The organism is Lysinibacillus sp. FSL M8-0134 (assembly GCF_038069745.1).
GTDB classification, from domain to species: domain Bacteria; phylum Bacillota; class Bacilli; order Bacillales_A; family Planococcaceae; genus Lysinibacillus; species Lysinibacillus irui.
The window spans coordinates 112,135-131,691 of the sequence record NZ_JBBPAJ010000001.1; the positions used below are offsets into that span (position 1 = coordinate 112,135).

Annotated in this window: 17 protein-coding genes; 13 read left to right on the forward strand and 4 right to left on the reverse strand. The window is 38.1% G+C overall.

The genetic code is table 11. The features are described from left to right. Positions 1–19: 19 nt before the first annotated feature. Positions 20–1,210 (reverse strand): alanyl-tRNA editing protein, encoded by a 1,191-nt coding sequence (locus MKY49_RS00625; RefSeq protein WP_341385386.1) that lies wholly within the window; start codon positions 1,208–1,210, stop codon positions 20–22. Between the two features lie 155 nt (positions 1,211–1,365). Here MKY49_RS00625 and MKY49_RS00630 point away from each other — a divergent pair, with 155 nt between their 5' ends. From MKY49_RS00630 to MKY49_RS00660, 7 genes are all read left to right on the forward strand, one after another. Continuing rightward, on the forward strand, positions 1,366–1,653 hold the full coding sequence (locus MKY49_RS00630) for a DUF6509 family protein (RefSeq protein ID WP_322605215.1): 288 nt from the start codon (positions 1,366–1,368) through the stop codon (positions 1,651–1,653). A 156-nt stretch (positions 1,654–1,809) separates the two neighbouring features. After that, positions 1,810–2,955 (forward strand): VanZ family protein, encoded by a 1,146-nt coding sequence (locus MKY49_RS00635; protein ID WP_341385387.1) that lies wholly within the window; start codon positions 1,810–1,812, stop codon positions 2,953–2,955. A gap of 13 nt (positions 2,956–2,968) precedes the next feature. Beyond that, positions 2,969–4,303 (forward strand): FAD-dependent oxidoreductase, encoded by a 1,335-nt coding sequence (locus MKY49_RS00640; RefSeq protein WP_322605213.1) that lies wholly within the window; start codon positions 2,969–2,971, stop codon positions 4,301–4,303. A 14-nt stretch (positions 4,304–4,317) separates the two neighbouring features. Further along, complete coding sequence (locus MKY49_RS00645) at positions 4,318–4,794, forward strand: glutathione peroxidase (RefSeq protein WP_274795240.1); 477 nt, start codon at positions 4,318–4,320, stop codon at positions 4,792–4,794. A 212-nt stretch (positions 4,795–5,006) separates the two neighbouring features. After that, positions 5,007–5,774: an ABC transporter ATP-binding protein gene (locus MKY49_RS00650; protein ID WP_274795241.1), complete on the forward strand. Its 768-nt coding sequence runs from the start codon at positions 5,007–5,009 to the stop codon at positions 5,772–5,774. Then, the gene (locus MKY49_RS00655) at positions 5,761–7,629 is read left to right on the forward strand and encodes an ABC transporter permease (RefSeq protein ID WP_274795242.1); all 1,869 of its coding nucleotides are present in this window, start codon (positions 5,761–5,763) and stop codon (positions 7,627–7,629) included. Before MKY49_RS00650 ends, MKY49_RS00655 begins: the two co-directional genes overlap by 14 nt. A gap of 1 nt (position 7,630) precedes the next feature. Next, positions 7,631–7,990, forward strand: a complete 360-nt coding sequence (locus MKY49_RS00660; RefSeq protein WP_312507207.1) for a YxeA family protein — start codon at positions 7,631–7,633, stop codon at positions 7,988–7,990. Between the two features lie 44 nt (positions 7,991–8,034). On the opposite strand, the gene MKY49_RS00665 is transcribed toward MKY49_RS00660, so the two are convergent. After that, positions 8,035–9,441: a sensor histidine kinase gene (locus tag MKY49_RS00665; protein ID WP_274795244.1), complete on the reverse strand. Its 1,407-nt coding sequence runs from the start codon at positions 9,439–9,441 to the stop codon at positions 8,035–8,037. Then, positions 9,438–10,160: a response regulator transcription factor gene (locus tag MKY49_RS00670; RefSeq protein ID WP_274795245.1), complete on the reverse strand. Its 723-nt coding sequence runs from the start codon at positions 10,158–10,160 to the stop codon at positions 9,438–9,440. The genes MKY49_RS00665 and MKY49_RS00670 overlap by 4 nt, the downstream gene beginning before the upstream one ends. A 200-nt stretch (positions 10,161–10,360) precedes the next feature. Here MKY49_RS00670 and MKY49_RS00675 point away from each other — a divergent pair, with 200 nt between their 5' ends. The 4 genes from MKY49_RS00675 (at position 10,361) to MKY49_RS00690 (ending at position 14,960) form a co-directional block, all read left to right on the forward strand. Beyond that, positions 10,361–10,975 carry a PH domain-containing protein gene (locus MKY49_RS00675; protein ID WP_274795246.1) on the forward strand — a complete coding sequence of 205 codons (615 nt, stop codon included), beginning with the start codon at positions 10,361–10,363 and terminating at the stop codon, positions 10,973–10,975. A 196-nt stretch (positions 10,976–11,171) separates the two neighbouring features. Beyond that, positions 11,172–12,530, forward strand: coding sequence for an acetamidase/formamidase family protein (locus MKY49_RS00680; protein ID WP_312507209.1), 1,359 nt, complete (start codon positions 11,172–11,174; stop codon positions 12,528–12,530). A gap of 200 nt (positions 12,531–12,730) precedes the next feature. After that, the gene (locus MKY49_RS00685; RefSeq protein ID WP_274795248.1) at positions 12,731–13,285 is read left to right on the forward strand and encodes an HPP family protein; all 555 of its coding nucleotides are present in this window, start codon (positions 12,731–12,733) and stop codon (positions 13,283–13,285) included. Positions 13,286–13,484: 199 nt separating this feature from the next. Beyond that, positions 13,485–14,960: a hypothetical protein gene (locus tag MKY49_RS00690; RefSeq protein ID WP_312507211.1), complete on the forward strand. Its 1,476-nt coding sequence runs from the start codon at positions 13,485–13,487 to the stop codon at positions 14,958–14,960. Between the two features lie 94 nt (positions 14,961–15,054). Here MKY49_RS00690 and MKY49_RS00695 read toward each other — a convergent pair whose 3' ends face one another. Then, on the reverse strand, positions 15,055–16,239 hold the full coding sequence (locus tag MKY49_RS00695) for a CaiB/BaiF CoA transferase family protein (RefSeq protein ID WP_274795250.1): 1,185 nt from the start codon (positions 16,237–16,239) through the stop codon (positions 15,055–15,057). Between the two features lie 457 nt (positions 16,240–16,696). Here MKY49_RS00695 and MKY49_RS00700 point away from each other — a divergent pair, with 457 nt between their 5' ends. After that, positions 16,697–18,259 (forward strand): sensor domain-containing diguanylate cyclase, encoded by a 1,563-nt coding sequence (locus tag MKY49_RS00700; protein WP_312507212.1) that lies wholly within the window; start codon positions 16,697–16,699, stop codon positions 18,257–18,259. 594 nt (positions 18,260–18,853) lie between these two features. After that, positions 18,854–19,177, forward strand: coding sequence for a hypothetical protein (locus tag MKY49_RS00705; RefSeq protein WP_341385388.1), 324 nt, complete (start codon positions 18,854–18,856; stop codon positions 19,175–19,177). Positions 19,178–19,557 lie beyond the last annotated feature (380 nt).

Sequence of the window (19,557 nt, forward strand, 5' to 3'; positions counted from 1 at the left end):
CTGGTGACAGCTCCACTTTTTAATAGTGGGATTCAGCGTTTTGCAATACTTCTAGTAGCTCTTCTTTAGAAATTGTACATTCTCCACCGCCTTGTACCATTTGGTCACTTCCGCCACCCTTACCATTAATAAGTGGTAGTACTTTTTCGGCAATGACTTTCATGCTTTTTGCAACATTTTTCCCTTTTGCTGCTACGAACTGCAATTTGCCTTCATTTTCTGAAGCAAGAAGGGCCGTAACATCTGGATTATCGATGACAATAATACGAGCTATTTTTTGCAATTCCTGCATTGTTCGTTGGTTAAAGGCTGCTGCAACTACATCCTCGTTCCCAGCAACAAGTGCTTTTACTTCGTACGCTAGTAATTCCTCTTTTGCGGCAGCAAGTACTTTTTCAGTATTTTTTTGAGAGACTAGAATTTTAGAAAGTGCTGTAGCAGCTTCGACCTCTGGTACACTTAATTGACGAGCTACATCAGCTAAAACCTCTTTACGCATAGCAAGCTCGGATAAGACACGTTGCCCACAAACAAAAGAGACGCGTACATTGCCCTTCATTTTCTCGGTGCCAAGAATTTTAATGGCACTAACTTGCCCAGTAGATACAGGATGTGTTCCACCACAGCCGTTATAGTCAAAATCAGGGATGATTACAAGCCGAATATCTCCTGTCACAGCGACTTCTTTGCGAAGATTATAGTTGGCAAGCTCATTTTCTGTAATCCAAGTCGTTTGAATTGGACGGTTTTCTAAAATGATATCATTTGCTCTTGCTTCCGCTGCTGCTAACTGTTGTTCTGTTAGTGTATCGGTAGCAATATCTATCGTGACATGCTCACTTCCTAGGTGAAAACTTACAGTCTGTGCATTGAAAAGTTCAACAAATGCAGCTGTTAAAATATGTTGACCAGCATGCTGCTGCATATGATCAAATCGTCTAGCCCAATTTAATTTGCCATGGACGACACCGTCTAAAGTCGACGGGTCACCTTGAATATAATGACGAATCTCATCGTTAATTTTCTCGACATCTAAGACCTCAATAGCATCCAATGTACCTGTGTCATGAGGTTGTCCACCACCTGTTGGATAGAATGCAGTATTAGATAGCACAACATAATGACGACCAACTTCATCAGTTCCCTTACTGACAATAGTAGCTTCAAACTCACGTAACATAACGTCTTGGTAATATAATAGCTCTTTCAAGAAAAAGCCTCCTTTATGTAGATATTTTAGTCTCTAAATTATTTCCATTTTATTGTGGCATAATTACTTACAGGTGTATACGGCTTTTCTAGTTGACCCATGCTGAAATTGATTTAATATAGAAAGGAACAGCTAAAGATAAAGGAGCTAGCATAATGGAAATTACACAATTCTCAATGGAAGAAATTTTAGACCCAACAAATATTATTGAAGGTAAGCGTTACGAATTTATTTTAGATGTAGAGATCGATGAGGATGATGAGCTATATCACGAAGCGGGTATAGAAATTCGTGTACTGATTGGTGAGAAGGGCGAGGAGCCATTTATTTTAAACTATTTCATCATGGAAAAAGCAGAGGGTGAATATTTAGATTTCGCATTAGAGGATGAAGAGCTAGAGGAAATTTTAGCATTTTGTAAGGAAGAAATGGCAAAAGCATAAAAATATTGCAGGGACAGGTAGAGAGTAATATTCTTTACCTGTTTTTTCTGGAGTTAAGGATTATGTAAGCTTGCTGAAATATATATGTTGTATTAGATGTCTAAACTTAGTTTTAGCGTTCAGGAAATCGGGCAACTTAAATAGCGAGGTGCTTATATGTCAACTTACACAGAATCCATTTTCATAGCATTTTTTATTACTATTATTTTATCATTTGTACTTTTCATTCCATGGCTAATTTATACGTATCGCAAATATGGTTACTTATCGATGTCTAAAACTATTATTATGTTGTCATTTATCTTTTACTTTTTATCCGCACTATGTTTAGTATTACTACCATTTCCATCTACAAGAGATACATGCTCACTGCAGCCTACAGATACCATTCATTCCAATTTACGATTATTCCAATTTGTTGAAGATATTTTAAAGGACAGTGGAGTTGTCGTGACAAATCCGTCTACATGGCTTGCAATCACAAAACAGCAGGCATTTTATCAAGCTTTCTTTAATTTTTTATTACTGATGCCATTTGGCGTATACTTACGATATTTTCTTAAAGAAAGAAGGTACTGGAAACGTGCATTTATCATTAGCTTTTTGCTAACATTGTTTTATGAGATCACACAAAGAACAGGTATTTATGGCATTTTTAATTGTGCCTACCGTCTCTTTGATGTTGATGATTTATTACTAAACAGTGTAGGCGCGTTACTGGGGTTCTTTTTAGCACCAATTGTATGGGCATTATTCCCTTCTCATGAAGAAGTTGAGGCTAAAGCGGCTGAAATGGAAAAAAGAGATATTGTTAAACCTATTTCTATTTTGCTGGCACTCGTTATTGATTTATGCATTGCACAAATGATTTGGCTCATAATTGGTGCTCTGACAGGATATAATGGAACTTTTGAGTTTTTAGTAAAAATAACGCTGTACATGTTACTTTTTGGTGTGATGCCAAGCATGCTAGATGGTGCAACACTCGGTATGAAGGTAATGCGTTTTACAATGGTTAATAAGAATGGAAAAAGTATTGTAAGGCAGTCGTGGCGTCGCTGTGTTGCCATTATTGCTACGGCTTGTATATTTGAGGCCATTACAACGATTGGTGGTATTCAATTAAATATCGATTCACCATTTTATGTTCTGCAAATTATCATTTCTCTCTTTGCAGCAACAGCAGGTTTTATACTAACAATGATTATAGCCATCCATGTCCTACGCGTCATTGTAAGTGGTGGAAAACGACGTTTATATATCGATCAATACGCAGATTTAATGGCAACAAGGAAAAAATAAGGGGGCTTGTAGAATGAAATACGTCATCATCGGGGGAGATGCTGCAGGTATGTCTGCAGCAATGGAAATCTATCGTAATGTACCGGGGGCAGAAATTACCACTTTAGAGCGTGGCTTTATTTATTCGTATGGGCAATGTGGTTTGCCCTATGTTGTAGATGGTCGTATTTCTTCAACTAATCGTTTAATTGCAAGAGATGTCGAGACTTTCCGTGATAAGTATGGCATTGATGCAAGAGTGGGCTATGAGGTAGAAAATGTAGATGTAGAGAAGAAAATTATTACAGGTACACAAGCAAGTGGTGAAGCATTTGAAATTCCTTATGATAAGCTTCTGATTGCAACAGGGGCAAGTCCAGTTATGCCAGTGAAAAAGGGGTCTGATTTAGAAGGTATCCACACAGTAAAAACGATTCCACAATTAGAAGACTTAATGGCTGATTTAACGCCTGCTATTCAACAGGTAACTATTATCGGTGGTGGCTATATTGGGTTAGAAATGGCAGAGACACTACATGCCTGCGGTAAAAAGGTAAAACTAGTTCAACGTGGAAGCCATGTAGCACGCACTTTAGATGAAGAGCTTGCCCAACATGTTCATGAAGAAGCAAAAAAGAATGGTGTGGAGCTATTATTAAATATAAGTGTGGAAGCATTCGAAGGGAATAAACGTGTTGAACGTGTCATTACAGATAACGGCGTTTTAGAGACAGATTTAGTTATTGTCGCTTCAGGCATTAAACCAAATACACAATTTTTACAGGGTACTGGGATAGCACTAGCCAAAAATGGAGCAATTATTGTAAATCGTCATTTAGAAACCTCTATAGAAAATATTTATGCTGCAGGAGATTGTGCAACCCATTTTAATATTGTCAAAGAGCGTTTAGACTATGTACCATTAGGAACAACTGCTAATAAGCAAGGGCGTTTAGCTGGACTTAATATGTCAGGCAAATGTGCGCCATTTAAAGGAATTGTAGGAACTTCGATCTTAAAGTTTTTCAATTTAACAATTGCTACAACAGGCATTAATGAGCGCACGGCTAAAGAGCTTGGCTTCGACTACGAGGCATATAAATTATCTGCTCGACATATCGCAGGCTATTATCCAGGTGCGCAGCGCATGTATATAAAAGTTATTGTGCGCAAACGAGATCAGCTGCTATTGGGAGCGCAAATAGTAGGGCCAGCAGGAATTGATAAGCGTATCGATGTTTTTGCTACAGCATTGTATAGTAAAATGACATTACCAGATTTGCTTGATTTAGACTTAGCCTATGCACCGCCTTTCAACGGTGTATGGGATCCTTTACAGCAGGTGGCAAGAATGAATGGACGTTTATAATGGGAGGTAGAAAGATGGACATTTATGATATTAACGTAACTTTAGAGGATGGTACTATCTATAGCCTAGAACGTTATAAAGGAAAGCCTATGCTTATTGTCAACACAGCTTCTAAATGTGGCTTTACACCGCAATTTGAAGAATTAGAAGGTCTCTATGAGAAATATCAGGAGCAAGGTCTTGTAGTCCTTGGTTTCCCATCGAACCAATTTAAACAAGAGCTAGCGACTGCTGAGGAGGCGGCTTCTCAATGTCGACTGACGTATGGTGTGACGTTCCCGATGCACGAGATTGTCAAGGTGAACGGTAAAGAAGCCCATCCTATATTCGATTATCTGACTTCCCATTCCAAAGGATTTTTAGGTAGTAATGTTAAATGGAACTTTACAAAATTCCTCGTAAATCGTCATGGTGAGGTTGTTGGACGCTACGCACCGGCAGATAAGCCAGGTAGCTTTGAGGATGATATTCAAAAGGTTTTACAGCAATAGATGAACAGGGTTCATGCACAGTTTGTGTATGAATCCTTTTTTTATTTTGATTGAGGAAAAGGGGACCTTCGTGGATGTGTGGATAGAATTCTAGATAATTTACATTGGTAGTAATTTATAAAGCTAATGATTTAAGGTTGTTGTAAGCTTGTGACAAATTTCTTGTAAGTTTGGGGTCGTATACTAAAGTCAGAAAGAAGAGGTGAGCGTATATGACGCCATTATTAAAGGTACAAAACGTTGGAAAAACTTACGGCAAAGGCGCAAATACTTTTACAGCGCTATCGAATATATCATTTGAAGTAGAAAAAGGAGAGTTTGTTGGAGTAATGGGTCCTTCAGGGGCTGGGAAATCTACGCTTTTGAATGTATTAGCAACGATTGATACGCCAACAAATGGTGAAATTATTATTGGGGATACCAATTTAGCACGTATGAAGGACGCTGAATTAGCAGATTTTCGTCGTGATAACTTAGGATTTATCTTCCAAGATTATAACTTACTTGATTCTTTAACAGTACGAGAAAACATAGTTTTACCACTGGCTATTGCAAAGATGCCAACAAAGGCCATTAGCGCAAGGGTTGACCGTATTGCAGGTTTGTTTGGAATTAGTGATTTGCTTGATAAATATCCTTATCAAATATCGGGTGGACAAAAACAGCGTACAGCCTCATCGCGTGCATTAGTGACAGAGCCAAAAATAATTTTTGCTGATGAGCCTACAGGAGCACTTGATTCAAAATCTGCTACTGATTTACTTGAAAGTTTAAGTGATTTAAATCAATCTCAAGCCGCAACGATTATGATGGTTACCCATGATGCATTCGCAGCTAGCTTCTGTCAACGCATACTCTTTATTCAGGATGGGCAGCTTTCTAAGGAAATTCATCGTGGGACTCTAACAAGGAAGCAATTTTTCCAAGAGATCTTGCAGGTGCTATCTAGCATCGGGGGTGGAGTAAATGACGTTATTTAGTTTAGCGCGTAAAAACATTCAGCGCAATTTATCGAATTACTTTTTATATATTGCCTCGATGGTATTTAGTATTGTTATTTACTTTACATTTGTGACGCTGAAATATAATGATGATCTTTCAGCGTTAAAACAATCGTCACAACAGATTAAAGGATTGATGAGTGCGTCATCAGTAGTACTGCTGTTCTTTATAGTTATTTTTATGGCATATTCCAATTCATTTTTTATGAAGAAGCGGAAAAAGGAAGTTGCCCTCTACTCGTTACTAGGTGTTCGGAAGCAAAAAATTGGCTTAATGCTCTTTTTTGAGAATTTAGTTATAGGGCTTGTTTCTTTAGTACTTGGTATTGTTCTTGGATTCTTTATGTCACAAGGGCTATTAATGATTTTAGTGCGCTTAATGGGCTATGAAGTGGTAGGTAGCCTGACATTTTCGATGGAAGCACTAATTAATACGACATGCATTTTTACACTACTGTTTTTATTCACATCTTTACAAGGTTATCGTGTTATTTATCAATTTAAGTTAATTGATTTATTTCATGCTGAAAAACAGGGAGAGCAAATCCCGCGTGCATCATTAGTAGCTGCCTTACTGGGCACAGCGCTCATTGCATTTGGCTATTATACAGCTGCTTCTGATTTGTTTACAAGTAAAATTTGGCGATTCTTTACTATTTTAGGTACGCCATTAATGGTCATCGGTGTTACGATTGCCGGGACATATCTTCTATTCCATAGTGTGAGTGTCTTTGTGCTAACCGCTTTAAAAAAAGCAACATCATGGTCATGGAAAGGGTTAAATTTAATCGGTGTTTCCCAACTATTGTATCGTATCCGAGCAAACGCAAAGTCGTTGTCGATTATTGCTATTTTAAGCGCAACAACCATTACAGCTGGTGGTGGGGTCTTCGGTATGTATTACAATGCAGAAGCAAGTGTACGCCAGATGCTTCCGAATACGTTTATGTGGAAGGGCGATGCAGTTGAATTACCGCAGCAAGAGGTTTTGTATAATGAATCGCTGTCAGTGAAAAATCTACGTGTGGATAATGAATTCTCATTTTTCGAATATACATTACTTAAGGAATCTGATTATAATCGTTTAGCTAAATTACAAGGTAAGAATCAAGAACTGCACGTTGCAGATGGTTCTACTGTGTTACTTGATGCAGCCTATGATGAGCGATTTTCACATGATTTTACTAACGAAGACTTTAAACTTGAAAACGGAGATTCCTTCCATGTAGATAAAATGTACACAGAAAGTGTTTTAAACTTTACATCTGCAGGCACAGTACTCGTTGTGAATGATCAGGAATTTACTGCTACAAATGCTGAAGAGGTGACGATTCAGGTTATTGGATTAGACAATGATTTAAAACAACAGACCATATCCAAAGACATTTACAAGCAGTTATCCTCTGAACAGCAAGAATCTTTCTCTAGCGTTCCACAAAGTTATGAGGACAGTATAGCGACAGTAGGTGCACTATTGTTTGTAGGAAGCTTTCTAGGCTTAGTGTTCCTAGCGGCAACAGGTAGTATTATTTATTTCAAAATTTTAACGGAAGCTGAAGAAGATCAGGCGAAATATGCCATTTTAAATAAAATCGGTGTGAATAGTAAGCAAATCTTAAAGACAGTAGCAGGTCAAGTAGCTGTAATCTTTAGTGCACCACTGATTGTCGGTATTGTGCATAGTTCGTTTGCATTACTTGCATTTTCACAATTATTTGGTATGAACATTACAAAGCCAGTAATACTGTGGATGATTGCATACTCAGCTATTTACTTTATTTATTATATTTTTACCGTACGTTCGTTCTATAAAATTGTAAGACAGGGGAATTAATATGAAAAAAGTATTTCTCGCAATAGGTGCTTTGTTTATCTTATTCGTAGCAGGGTTAGTCGTATTAATGACTGTAGACTTTAACCGTTTAAATAAAGACACGTACTATGTGCATATCACAGCTGATGGCGAGGTAGAGGAGTATAAGGCAGATAGCGGTCAAATCTATCAAACATATTGGTACGAGCTACCTGCATTCAATAAAAACGGAGAAGAAAAAACATTCAAATTTTCAGCTCAAAAAAACTTACGTCAGGATGCGTATTTAAAGCTTTATGTAAAAAAAGAAACGGAAGTTACTTCATATGATGAGGTGAAATTCCATGAGTTACCTGCTAAGGTGCAGGACCAAATGAAGTAGAAAAAAGGGGTGTCTCAAAGATTTTTTGAGACACCCCTTTAGCGTTAAAATTTCTCGTTTTGACTTATGCGATTTTCACTTTGTAGATAAATGTTAACACTGGTTCCTTTTCCTTCTTCAGACGTAATGGTAACAGTGCCTCCATGGGCCTCAATAATATCCCTAGCAATGGCTGTGCCTAAGCCGGTACCCGTTGTTTTTTCTGTATTTGTACCTCGGTAATAGCGTTCAAAAATATGTTCTAAATCCTCTGCAGGGATTCCCTTGCCGTTATCAGAAATTGTAATAGAATTCCCATCAACCAACACTTGGACAGCTACATCTGGAGTATTGTGAAGGAGAGCGTTGTGTAAAAAGTTCATGATCGCTCTACGCATAAAATGCTCGTCGATTTGATGGTAACTGTTCTCAGAAGCCGCATTAAACTCGATATTGGCAAGCTCAAATTGTGTTGTATTTAAAGTATCAATAACAATCTCACGAATAAATGGCACCATATTAACTTTTCTTAATGAAAGTGGTAGCTGTTGATGTCTTAAGCGCATCGTCAAGTTCAAATCATCGAGTAGATCTTGCATATGCAATGATTGTTTTTCAATAATTTTGGCGTATTCTGTTTGCTCACTATAAGCTAATTGATCATCGTTCAATAGCTCTGCATAACCACGAATAGAAGCAAGCGGTGTTTTCATATCGTGTGAGACATTACTAATCCATTCCTCCCGCATAATCTCTAATCGTTTTCTTTCCTGTTCATGGGCTGCCAATTCTCGTGATACTTCATTTAAATTTTCAAAAACTGGTTTATATACACCACCAGGAGTTGTAGCAGTCTGATGTTCATGGTTTTTTAAATGGCGAATGCGTTCTATCATTGCATATAGAGGCTTCGTTAACGTACGACCAAAAAGCCAGCCAACTAATGTAGCTACTAACAAGTCGGCAATAACAATGAAAAGTCCGAATTTACCAATAAACTGTAAAAATGATGTGCCGGAAACATGCATGACTAACCGCGAAACATCACTCCTAATACCAATGAGATAACTAACCTCATCCTTGACGCCAATAAAAACAGTCGTATCAGCTTCAAATTCTTTATATTTATAAACCTGGATTAAGTCAATAGGTGCATAGTGTGAAGGTGCCTTTTCTGGTGTAAAGTGTGCATCAATAACTTGACCATTTACATCAAGCAATTGAATCCAAGCATTCCGCTGATGCAACTGTTCAAGCCCTTCTTTATTGATTGTCGCTGACCCATTCTTTATCTCAATATATTGTTGGAAATCCCGTACAAAGTCTTCCTCTTTAGTTGCAGATGGACCATCATAATCATTTGACAATCGATAAGTAAGGAGTCCTACGAAAATGGCTGTATTGACGAAAATAACAATAATGACAATAGATAGTACGGAAAGGAGAAAGCGCGCTGTTAATTTCCACTTCATCCTTGCGCCTCTTTTGGTATGACAAATTTATAGCCAAGTCCCTTTACTGTTGTGATGTAAAGAGGTTTAGAGGCATCCTGCTCAATTTTCTCACGTAGACGTCGTATATGCACCATGACCGTATTATCAGAGCCGAAAAAATCCTCTCCCCAAACACGTTCAAACAATGTTTCCTTACTTAAAATTCGATTAGGATTATGCATAAAGCAGGCCATTAAACCAATTTCCTTAGCTGTTAACTCCAATAAAACCCCATCCTTATGCACTTCCGTTTCATCAGCGTTTAGCTGGAATGGTCCAACCTTTAGTGCTTTTTCGGCAATGCTCGGAGTGGTATCCAGTAGTTGATAGCCGGCTCTACGTAATTGTGCCTTTACACGATAAGCAACTTCCTTTGGACTAAAAGGCTTCGTAATATAATCGTCGCCACCAATGGCTAGTCCTAAAATTTTATCTATTTCCTCATTTTTAGCAGACATGAATAGCACAGGCACATGGGACACCTCTCGGATTCGTCGACATAAATCGTAGCCCTCACCATCTGGTAGCATGACATCTAGCAGGACTATATCTGGATTTGTTTGTTGGAAACTTGTCCAAGCCTCGTGAATGGAGCCAGCTGTATAAATTTGTTTATAGCCCTCTTTTTCTAGACTACGTTTTAGAAGATTAGCTAAATCAGCCTCATCGTCCACGACTAATATGGTTGGTTCTTGCACTTATTCACACGACCTTTCAATTTAAAAGAATCTTTTCTGACAATCATTATAAATGAAATGTACAAGAAAGAGGAAATGAAGCATTGTTTTTGTAAAATTTGACCTAGCTGGCATTCCCTTATAATGAGTTGAGAGGGAGGAATGAAACCTTTACACATTCTAAAGCGTAAAAAGAGTATTACTATTTAGGGGGAATGACAATGTTTAAAAAAATAGCAGCGGATGCACTTGGACTTTCAGATATTGGGGTAGTTGTACCAAAAGAGGATTATGATAAAACGGATGCGGATGATTTTATCCTACATGAAATTGATGAGAAAATTTATTTTCTAATTAAAACGAAGGCAGATGAGTATTGCTTTACAAACCGTGCCATTATTCATGTAGATGGCGAAAGCGCTATGAGTAAGAAGCGATTACTACGACGCTATGACTATTCTATGTATTCCATTACAGATGTTTTTCTCGAAACAGCAGGAACAATAGACCTTGATGTCGAAATTAAGTTTACAATCGGCAATTCTCCACTTTCCATCGACATCCACAAACGCTTTATTGATGACATTAAAGATTTGTATAAAGCACTACATGCCATTAGCTACGAGCAGAAGCACAATGCCTATAAATTAGAGGTAGCAGAAAAAAGCCTTAACATTGCATCATCATCACTTGGTCGAATTGGCAATGACAATATATCTCCAGCGTCGTCATTCAAAGAAATTACAAGCTTTGCGAACAAATGGATGATTGAACATAAAGATAAATATAAAAAAGAAGACTTCTCACATATTTTTGATTTATATATGAATAATTAAATCTTTAGCACTCGGCGTAATGCACGTTGTCGCTTTGCTTTCTCATACATCCTGACAACTGTCAAAGATAAGTATTCATAACACGAACTTTTGGTAGGCTTCTTGTCCTGAAAAGATTAAATAGCTCTCTGCAAATGTGGAGAGCATTTTTAACATAAAGTTATACATATAAATCAAACTAGGAGCGTGACGAAAAATGACAAACGAATTGCATGTGCTTGAAAAAGAAGGATTAAAAAATGATGACTTTATACAGCAACCGCAAGCCGCTGAGACATTGTTCGTAAATGAGTTCATCGATGGAATTTTAGATCCCTCACAGAAAATGTTGGGGCCAGTTAAAGATGGTGGAACAATCATTGCCAATACAACACCTGGATGCTGGGGACCCATGCTTACGCCTACTATTCGTGGAGGACATGAAGTAACAAAGCCTGTTTTTGTAGAAGGGGCTGAGGTGGGTGATGCTATTGTCATAAAAATACAATCAATTCAGGTTACATCGTTAGCAACCTCATCTGGACATGATGAAGCCATTACTGATCGATTTATTGGCGATCCGTTTGTTTCCGTTAAATGCCCTGGCTGTGGCAAGCTACATCCAAATACAGTCGTAAAAGGAATAGGGCCACAAGCCATTCGCTGCTCGACATGTGATACCGAAACAGCACCATTTAAAATAACAAACGGCTATACAATGGCACTAGATCATAGAGGTCAAATGGGTGTGACTGTTGGACGAGAGGGTGCTCGCCGAATTGCTCTTGACGCTAAAAACTACATGAGAACACCTGAAAATTCTGTACAAAATCCTGTTGTTGCATTAGCACCAAGCGACTTAGTCGGTGTAATGGCCAGAATGCGACCATTTTTAGGTCAGCTTGGAACAACTCCTTCTAAAGCGATGCCAGATTCTCATAATGCGGGTGATTTTGGTTCGTTCTTGATTGGCGCCCCACATGAATATGCCTTTACACAAGATGAATTGGATGTACATCGTACGGATGGACATATGGATATTAGTCGAGTTCGTGAAGGAGCTACCCTAATTTGTCCTGTGAAGGTTCCTGGGGGTGGTGTCTATATTGGTGATATGCATGCCATGCAGGGAGACGGCGAGATTGCAGGACATACAACAGATGTAGCAGGTATCGTACAGCTCCAAGTTAGTGTCTTGAAAAAGGTAGCATTGGAGGGCCCAATCTTACTACCGAACGTGGAAGATCTACCTTATACAGCAAAGCCCTTTACAAAGGAAGAAAAACGGCGTGCTCGCGAATTAGCAGAGGAGTTCGGGGTGAAACAAGTTGAAGAATCATTTCCTGTATCTGTGGTAGGTTCTGGTAAAACATTAAACGAAGCTACTGATAATGCCATCTATAGAGCTGCAAAACTATTTGAGATGAGCGAACCAGAAGTATTAAATAGAGCAACGATAACAGGTTCCATAGAGATTGGACGTCATCCAGGAGTTGTCACAGCAACCTTCCAAGTTCCTAAAACAATATTAAAGAAGGTACGAATTTTTAAAACTGTTAAAAAACAATATGATTAATAGTGTTCTTTTTTCGAAAGCAAACTTTTATAGGTTTGCTTTTTTGTATGGTTAATAAAGTATATAAGTAAGCATTTGTCTGAAAAATGAAGTTTAGATTGAATTCTATTGTTGTGTTGATATAATAATTAAAGTTTAACAACGATCAACATGAAAATAGTTTTGAATAGATGAGTAAAGATTAGAAAAGTTGGTGTCAAATGGCAGATTCCTTGAGTGTGGAAAATAAGTTAGAGAAAAAGAATAGTATTAAACCCTTTATATTAAAAATGAGGGGAGGAGGTCATGCGCCATCTCGGACTAATTTCGCAGATGCCTTCACAGGAGCAATTGGTGGATTAATATGTATCTTTGTGCTCCTCTGGCTAACAAGCTTTACAGATGCACCTTGGTTAATGGCATCACTAGGTGGAAGCTGTGTGCTTGTATTTGTTGTCTGGAATGCCCCATTGTCGCAGCCTCGAAATATTATTGGTGGTCATTTAATTTCTGCGTTTATTGGTTTGGCCATGTATGCATTACTAGGTTCGAGCATGCTATCTATTAGTCTTGGTGTTGGGTTAACCATATTTTTTATGGCTTTTCTAGGCATTATCCATCCTCCAGCGGGTGCTAATCCTATTATTATTATTTTAGGAGGCTATGGTTGGAGCTATTTAGTAATGCCCGTATTAATTGGTGCCGTTATTATTGTAATTTTTGGGTTATTGATAAATAATTTACGAGAAAAAAGAAAATATCCACTGTTTTGGTGATGAAAGTTTTCCATCTATGAAGTGTTTTCACTTAATAGATGGTTCTTTTTTTTTGTTAACGTTTTCGTTATGCATATCACTATTTTTTTAGCATATGTTAGTTAAGATTTGTTATATTGAAGAAAGAGTGTTAAAAACATGTATTTTAATGATAGGGGAAGATCTTTGTTGGTCGAATTCGATGGGAGGCTCCAATTGTATGCTGTTGGACTGTGATGAGCAATTATTCAAGGCTTATAAACAAAGAAGTGAAGAGGGTGCTGAAAATTTACTAGCAACATGGCTAGAGGCAGAGTCATATCTGCAGGAAGATCCAAAAATACTTGGAACTTCACTCTCACCCCATTTATTTTTAGTTAATGAAGAAACGGCTAAAAATATTGCCTTTTCCACAGCTCGTAAATATTGGGGTCGTGTATCAACAGAAATGCAAATGTATTTTGACAAATATGGTTTAGAAGCAAAATTTGTGAATGAACGGCTCAATGCTTTTTTCTATACGCAAAAAGGAAAAGAAACTTTTTTTGACCAGCTCTTTGCACAACATACCATAGATTTAGAACGATTAATTTGGCTAGTTTTTGGGAAAAGAATGCAAATGGAAATGCCAGTTAATGAGCTGCAGACCATTATTTTGTATAAGTTTCAAGATGAATATTTAGTGCATATGCTTTATAAACAACATGCTTCATTTTGGCATTGGCTATTTATGAAAAAAGTTTATTCACTGTTTATCCACAGACCTTTAGAGCAATTCACATTTCTTTATGAAATAATGGGTCTTTTTGAGAATTCTGTGAGAAAAAGTTGTGAACATGTGGATAACTTTGTGAATAACTATAAAACGATACTGGATAAGTGTATAACTCATGTGGATAAGCATAATGCTAGCTGTTTGGCAAAGAAACAGTTACGTCTTTATCAAATTGTTACACATTATTGTTTATCAGAGGACGATTATGACAATGTCAAAGCGCTGATAACTTCATTCGAAGTAGAGTGGCGCTACTCCATGTACGCACTTACAGAGAAGGAAAAAGTGTTAATTGCCTATATTTTATTTCATATAGCTAATAGAGAACATCAGAGTGATAAAGTTATACATTATGGCGAGTATTTATTGGAGGACGAACGATTAAATAATTATGCTATCGAAATTTTACTAGAATACAAGGATCTTTTACCAAATCGTAAACCCACACCACCTGCCATTATTAAAAACTATCAGCTTAATTATTTAGAGAATTTATATGCTATACTACTCGATCATTATGTAAAAATGGCGTTTTATGAGGATGGATTACTTTTATTAAAGGAGCACGTACTAGCGTCTAATAAAAAAATTAATGCTTCATTAGTACAAAAAAACTTTAGTAGTGAACAACTGATCGCTATTGAGGCATACGTTCAACAGGACATTGCACTACATGTGAATAACTCATTACAGCATATTGGCTTATCCGTGGAAGAATGGCGACGTAATTATCGACAACCTGAAGTGCCATACCATGTTGTAGCGCAAAGTGCCTCCTTGCATATGTTAAATATTTTAAGAGTATTATTTGTAACCGAGCAATTTGAGCTTTTTGAAAAGTTGATGGAAATTTATAAAAAATATTTGCTAATTGATGATCATTTTGAAAACATGCGCATGTTTATTAGTGCATATGTATAAATAATTGATAAAAAACCGGAGCTATAGTAGGAAACACTCATTTAGTTTTTCCTACTAGTTCGGGTTTGCTGTAGCTAATCTGCAAAGCAATTTTTTAGTCTAAAACGCCTTTTTCCTTTAAGGCTTTGATTTGTTCAGCACTATAACCTAAAGAAAGTAAGACCTCTTCATTATGTTCGCCTAGTTTGGCACCAACATGCTTATATTCTGGCTGTGCACCGTCAAATTTAAAGGGTGATGCTATTTGATTTTGCATCGTCCCATCACTTTTTGGAATAGCTACAATCATTTCTCTTGCCCTTAGCTGTGGATGCTCACATGCTTCTGGAAATGTTAGAACGGGTTCTACACAGCCTTCAAAATCCTCGTTAAATACCTCAAGCCATTCCTCATATGTCTTTGATAGAAATGCATCATGAACTGCCTCTTTAAAACGAATCTGCGTATAGTAGGAATCATTGAAGGTATTATCAATCAACTCTGGAATATCAAGTGCCTCACAGAGCAATTTACGGAATTGAGGTTCTAAACTACCAACAGAGAAAAAGCGTCCATCCTTTGTTTTGTAAAAATCATAGTAACTTCCGCCATTTAATATTTCTTGCTCTGGCTGCGGCACACGACCACCTCCAATAAAGGCAGAGCCGTACATAGCATTAAGGGAGAATACAGCATCTGTCATACTAATATCAATGAATTGTCCTTCTCCTGTTTTTTCACGATGCAAGGCTGCAGCTAGTACACCAATAGCGGCATGCATAGTCCCACCGGCTATATCCGCGAGTTGAACACCCATTGAAACAGGTTTTTTATCCTTATGGCGTGAATAGTCAAGTAATCCTGCTAATGATAGATAGTTATTATCGTGTCCAGGCCGGTTGCTATAAGGTCCTGTTTGACCATAGCCTGTAATTGCACAATAAATAACTTGAGGATTTATTTCTTTAAGTGCCTCATAGCCAATGCCAAGCCTTTGCATGACACCAGGTCGAAACCCCTCGATAATAACGTCGTATTCTTGAACAAGTGTTCTAACAATGTCTATAGCCTCTGGTGATTTTAGGTTTAATGTAAGTGACTTTTTAGATCGATTTAAATGTTGGTGAATATATGCCTCGTGATCATCATCATAGGGTGGCATAATCCTAGTTAAATCAACGCGCTTTGATGATTCAACATGGATCACATCTGCCCCTAAATCAGCAAATATCATTGTTGCCATTGGTCCTGGTAGTAATGCAGAAAAATCGAGAATTTTTAACCCCTTTAAAATGCCCAAATCTTCCAACCCCTTTTTGTGTAGGCTACACGACCATCCCTATGATGGCAGCGCAGCGCTTTTCTCATAATCCCCATTGTGTGAAAAGCGACATAACATTCTGTATTAATACAGTTTATTTTATTTTAATGAGTATTATAACAGAATATATATTAAATTGCCTATGCTATTTTTAATTATAAAATAAACCTTATGAATTTTATATGTCAGAATAACAATAAAAATAGGAAAATTTAGAATTTAGATCCTTTAGCAATTTTCAGTTATTGAATGTTTAATTTCAGATAATTCAGTTAACTTTAGTTTGAATAAAATGAAAGTTTTCTAGATGTCCATATGATTCGGACCTCTTTATTGATACAATCTATGTTCTAGTGTACAAAGGACAGAATTAAACCGATATAATAGGCTCAAATATTGTTATAAATAAAAAACTAATATACATAGGTGGAAGGTAATGAAAACATATCAGTTAAAATTAAAGCATTTAATTATGGGTGTAGCGATGGCAGCATTCTTCTTTACAAGCATTGGCAGTGTTTGGAGCGGATACAGAATGAATGTTGATTCGATAAAGGAAAATACACTTGAGACAAATCGAGTGTATGCGCAAAAACTGGCATCAACGGCAGATGGCTATCTTGATGAAGCCTTTCAACTTTTGGGTTATAGTGCAAATCAAGTAAGTACAAATATGAATGATGAGCATGCGCTAAACCAGGAAACAGAGCGTCTAAGATTGCAAAATCAAATGTTCAATTCTGTAGTCATAACAAATGCAAAAGGTCTTGTCTTATCTGTATCTCCGCCATCAGTTGAAATTAAAGGGGAGGTTTTAACATCTATTGGGGCAAAAGAGGCGTTATCCAAAAAGAAACCATTCATCTCTAAACCATATGAGGCGATGACAGGACGTCTTATTATTTTTATATCTCATCCTATTTTCTCAGAGTCCAACGAGTATTTAGGGATGGTGGCGGGGACTATTTACTTAAAGGAACCTAATGTCTTTCAAACGTTACTTGGAGAACATTATAGTAAGGATGGCTCCTACGTCTATGTAGTAGATTCTGATGGACGCGTAATCTATCATCAGGACCCAAGCCGTATTAATGATGTCGTAACAAAAAACAAAGTGGTTCAAGCTGTAATGTCAGGCAAAAGTGGGGTTCAATTAGTCGAGAATACAAAAGGAGTAAAAATGCTAGCTGGCTATAGTGCAGTCCCTTCAACAGGTTGGGGAGTTGTTGCTCAAAAACCTTTAGAAGTAGCATTAGCCCCTTCATTTGATCGTGTACAGGAGGTCATTATAAAATCTGTACCGCTTATGGCTGTTTCAATTATTATCGTCCTTTGGGCTGCAGCACGGATAGCCAATCCGTTACAGCAATTAGCTATTTTAACAGAGGAAAGTCTCGATAAGAAGGATGTAGAGGGGTTAAAGTCGGTTAGTGGCTGGTATTTTGAAGCTTATTCTTTGAAGAATGTGTTGATTCGGAGTTTATCATTTTTACATGGACAAGTCACATTTTTCAAGGACCAATCAACCGTCGATCCACTAACGGGTGTTACGAATCGACGTACAATGGATTCCGTACTTGCAGAATGGTCTGCAAGTAATGTACCTCATGCGTTTATTCTGTTAGATTTAGATCACTTTAAAAGTGTCAATGATACATATGGTCATGCCGTTGGGGATAAAGTATTACAATTTTTAGCGAGACACATGGAGTCTGTAGCACGTGAAGGCGATATTTGTTGTCGCTATGGTGGCGAGGAATTTGTTATGCTACTGCCGAAAACTACGGCAGATGAAGCGGCACAGGTAGCAGAGCAATTACGTGAAATTTTATCCACTACAGAAAGCCCCTGTGGTAAACCAGTAACGTTATCAGCAGGAATTGCTGTGTTTCCAGAGATGGCCGATTCTACAGAGGCATTAATTGAAGCGGCAGATAGTGCATTATATCGAGCAAAACAAGCAGGGCGCAATCAAGTAAAAATTGCTGAGAAAATCTGAATAAAAAACTTATAACAAATGGGCTTACATCTCTAATTTTTGGGGTAATTGATTAATGCAAACATCATTTGGGCAAGCTATTCTTAAGTCATCCGCCAAATGACTTCTCAACCATGTTCAAATGATATGTAACTCGGGTCACATCTCTCGATCGACTTGACAAGACGTAAGGTTATCCCCCTTTCCCTTATGACACCCAAGTACGACTAGATGTATGCCTATATATCGTGAAAGCCAAGAGAGCACCGATGCTCCTTGGCTTTTTTATGTTTTCGTCAATGTTGCTTGCCGGAATGGGTGCATTGATCACAAATGGTGTTAATCTGCTCTAAGAGTGTGTGGAAGTGATCCAAACGAGTCAGGAACCGCTCAAAGGAACAAGGAAGTGATCCAAATAAAGCAGCTCCCGCTCATAAGTCGTTTGAAGGTGATCATAAAAGGGATGCCCCGCTCATAAGTCATGAGAAGGTGATCATAAAAGGGATGTCTCCGCTCCAAAGCGGAGAGAAGGTGATCATAAAAGGGAAGCCCCCGCTCTAAAGTGGAGAGAAGGTGATCATAAAAGGTATGCCCCCGCTCTAAAGCGGAGAGAAGGTGATCATAAAAGGGATGTCTCCGCTCATAAGTCGTGAGAAGGTGATCATAAAAGGGAAGCCCCCGCTCCAAAGCGGAGAGAAGGTGATCATAAAAGGGAAGCCCCCGCTCCAAAAAGGTGAGAAAGTGATCATAAAAGGGATGTCTCCGCTCCAAAGTGGAGAGAAGGTGATCATAAAAGGGAAGCCCCCGCTCCAAAAGGACGTGAAGGTGATCATAAAAGGTATGCCTCCGCTCCAAAGTGGAGAGAAGGTGATCATAAAAGGTATGTCTCCGCTCCAAAAAGGTGAGAAAGTGATCATAAAAGGTATGTCCCCGCTCTAAAGCGGAGAGAAAGTGATCATAAAATGGGAATCCCCGCTCATAAGTCGTGAGAAGGTATCTTAGAAGGGATACCTCCGCTCCAAAGTGAAAAGAAGGTGATCATAAAAGGGAAGCCCCCGCTCCAAAGTGGAGAGAAGCTAATCATAAAAGGTATGTCTCCGCTCCAAAGCGGAGAGAAGGTGATCATAAAAGGTATGCCCCCGCTCTAAAGCGGAGAGAAAGTGATCATAAAAGGGATGTCTCCGCTCCAAAGTGGAGAGAAAGTGATCATAAAAGGGAAGCCCCCGCTCTAAAGTGGAGAGAAGGTGATCATAAAAGGTATGCCTCCGCTCCAAAGTAGAGAGAAGGTGATCCTATAAAGGGAGAATTCGCTCAAAGGA

Bases quoted from the DNA above. Each gene is read 5' to 3' on its own strand.
- MKY49_RS00650 (WP_274795241.1), top strand. From the start codon at position 5,007: ATGACGCCATTATTAAAGGTACAAAACGTTGGAAAAACTTACGGCAAA.
- MKY49_RS00645 (WP_274795240.1), top strand. From the start codon at position 4,318: ATGGACATTTATGATATTAACGTAACTTTAGAGGATGGTACTATCTAT.
- MKY49_RS00640 (WP_322605213.1), top strand. From the start codon at position 2,969: ATGAAATACGTCATCATCGGGGGAGATGCTGCAGGTATGTCTGCAGCA.
- MKY49_RS00685 (WP_274795248.1), top strand. From the start codon at position 12,731: ATGGCAGATTCCTTGAGTGTGGAAAATAAGTTAGAGAAAAAGAATAGT.
- MKY49_RS00630 (WP_322605215.1), top strand. From the start codon at position 1,366: ATGGAAATTACACAATTCTCAATGGAAGAAATTTTAGACCCAACAAAT.
- MKY49_RS00655 (WP_274795242.1), top strand. From the start codon at position 5,761: ATGACGTTATTTAGTTTAGCGCGTAAAAACATTCAGCGCAATTTATCG.
- MKY49_RS00700 (WP_312507212.1), top strand. From the start codon at position 16,697: ATGAAAACATATCAGTTAAAATTAAAGCATTTAATTATGGGTGTAGCG.
- MKY49_RS00675 (WP_274795246.1), top strand. From the start codon at position 10,361: ATGTTTAAAAAAATAGCAGCGGATGCACTTGGACTTTCAGATATTGGG.
- MKY49_RS00680 (WP_312507209.1), top strand. From the start codon at position 11,172: ATGACAAACGAATTGCATGTGCTTGAAAAAGAAGGATTAAAAAATGAT.
- MKY49_RS00665 (WP_274795244.1), bottom strand. From the start codon at position 9,441: ATGAAGTGGAAATTAACAGCGCGCTTTCTCCTTTCCGTACTATCTATT.
- MKY49_RS00660 (WP_312507207.1), top strand. From the start codon at position 7,631: ATGAAAAAAGTATTTCTCGCAATAGGTGCTTTGTTTATCTTATTCGTA.
- MKY49_RS00690 (WP_312507211.1), top strand. From the start codon at position 13,485: ATGCTGTTGGACTGTGATGAGCAATTATTCAAGGCTTATAAACAAAGA.
- MKY49_RS00635 (WP_341385387.1), top strand. From the start codon at position 1,810: ATGTCAACTTACACAGAATCCATTTTCATAGCATTTTTTATTACTATT.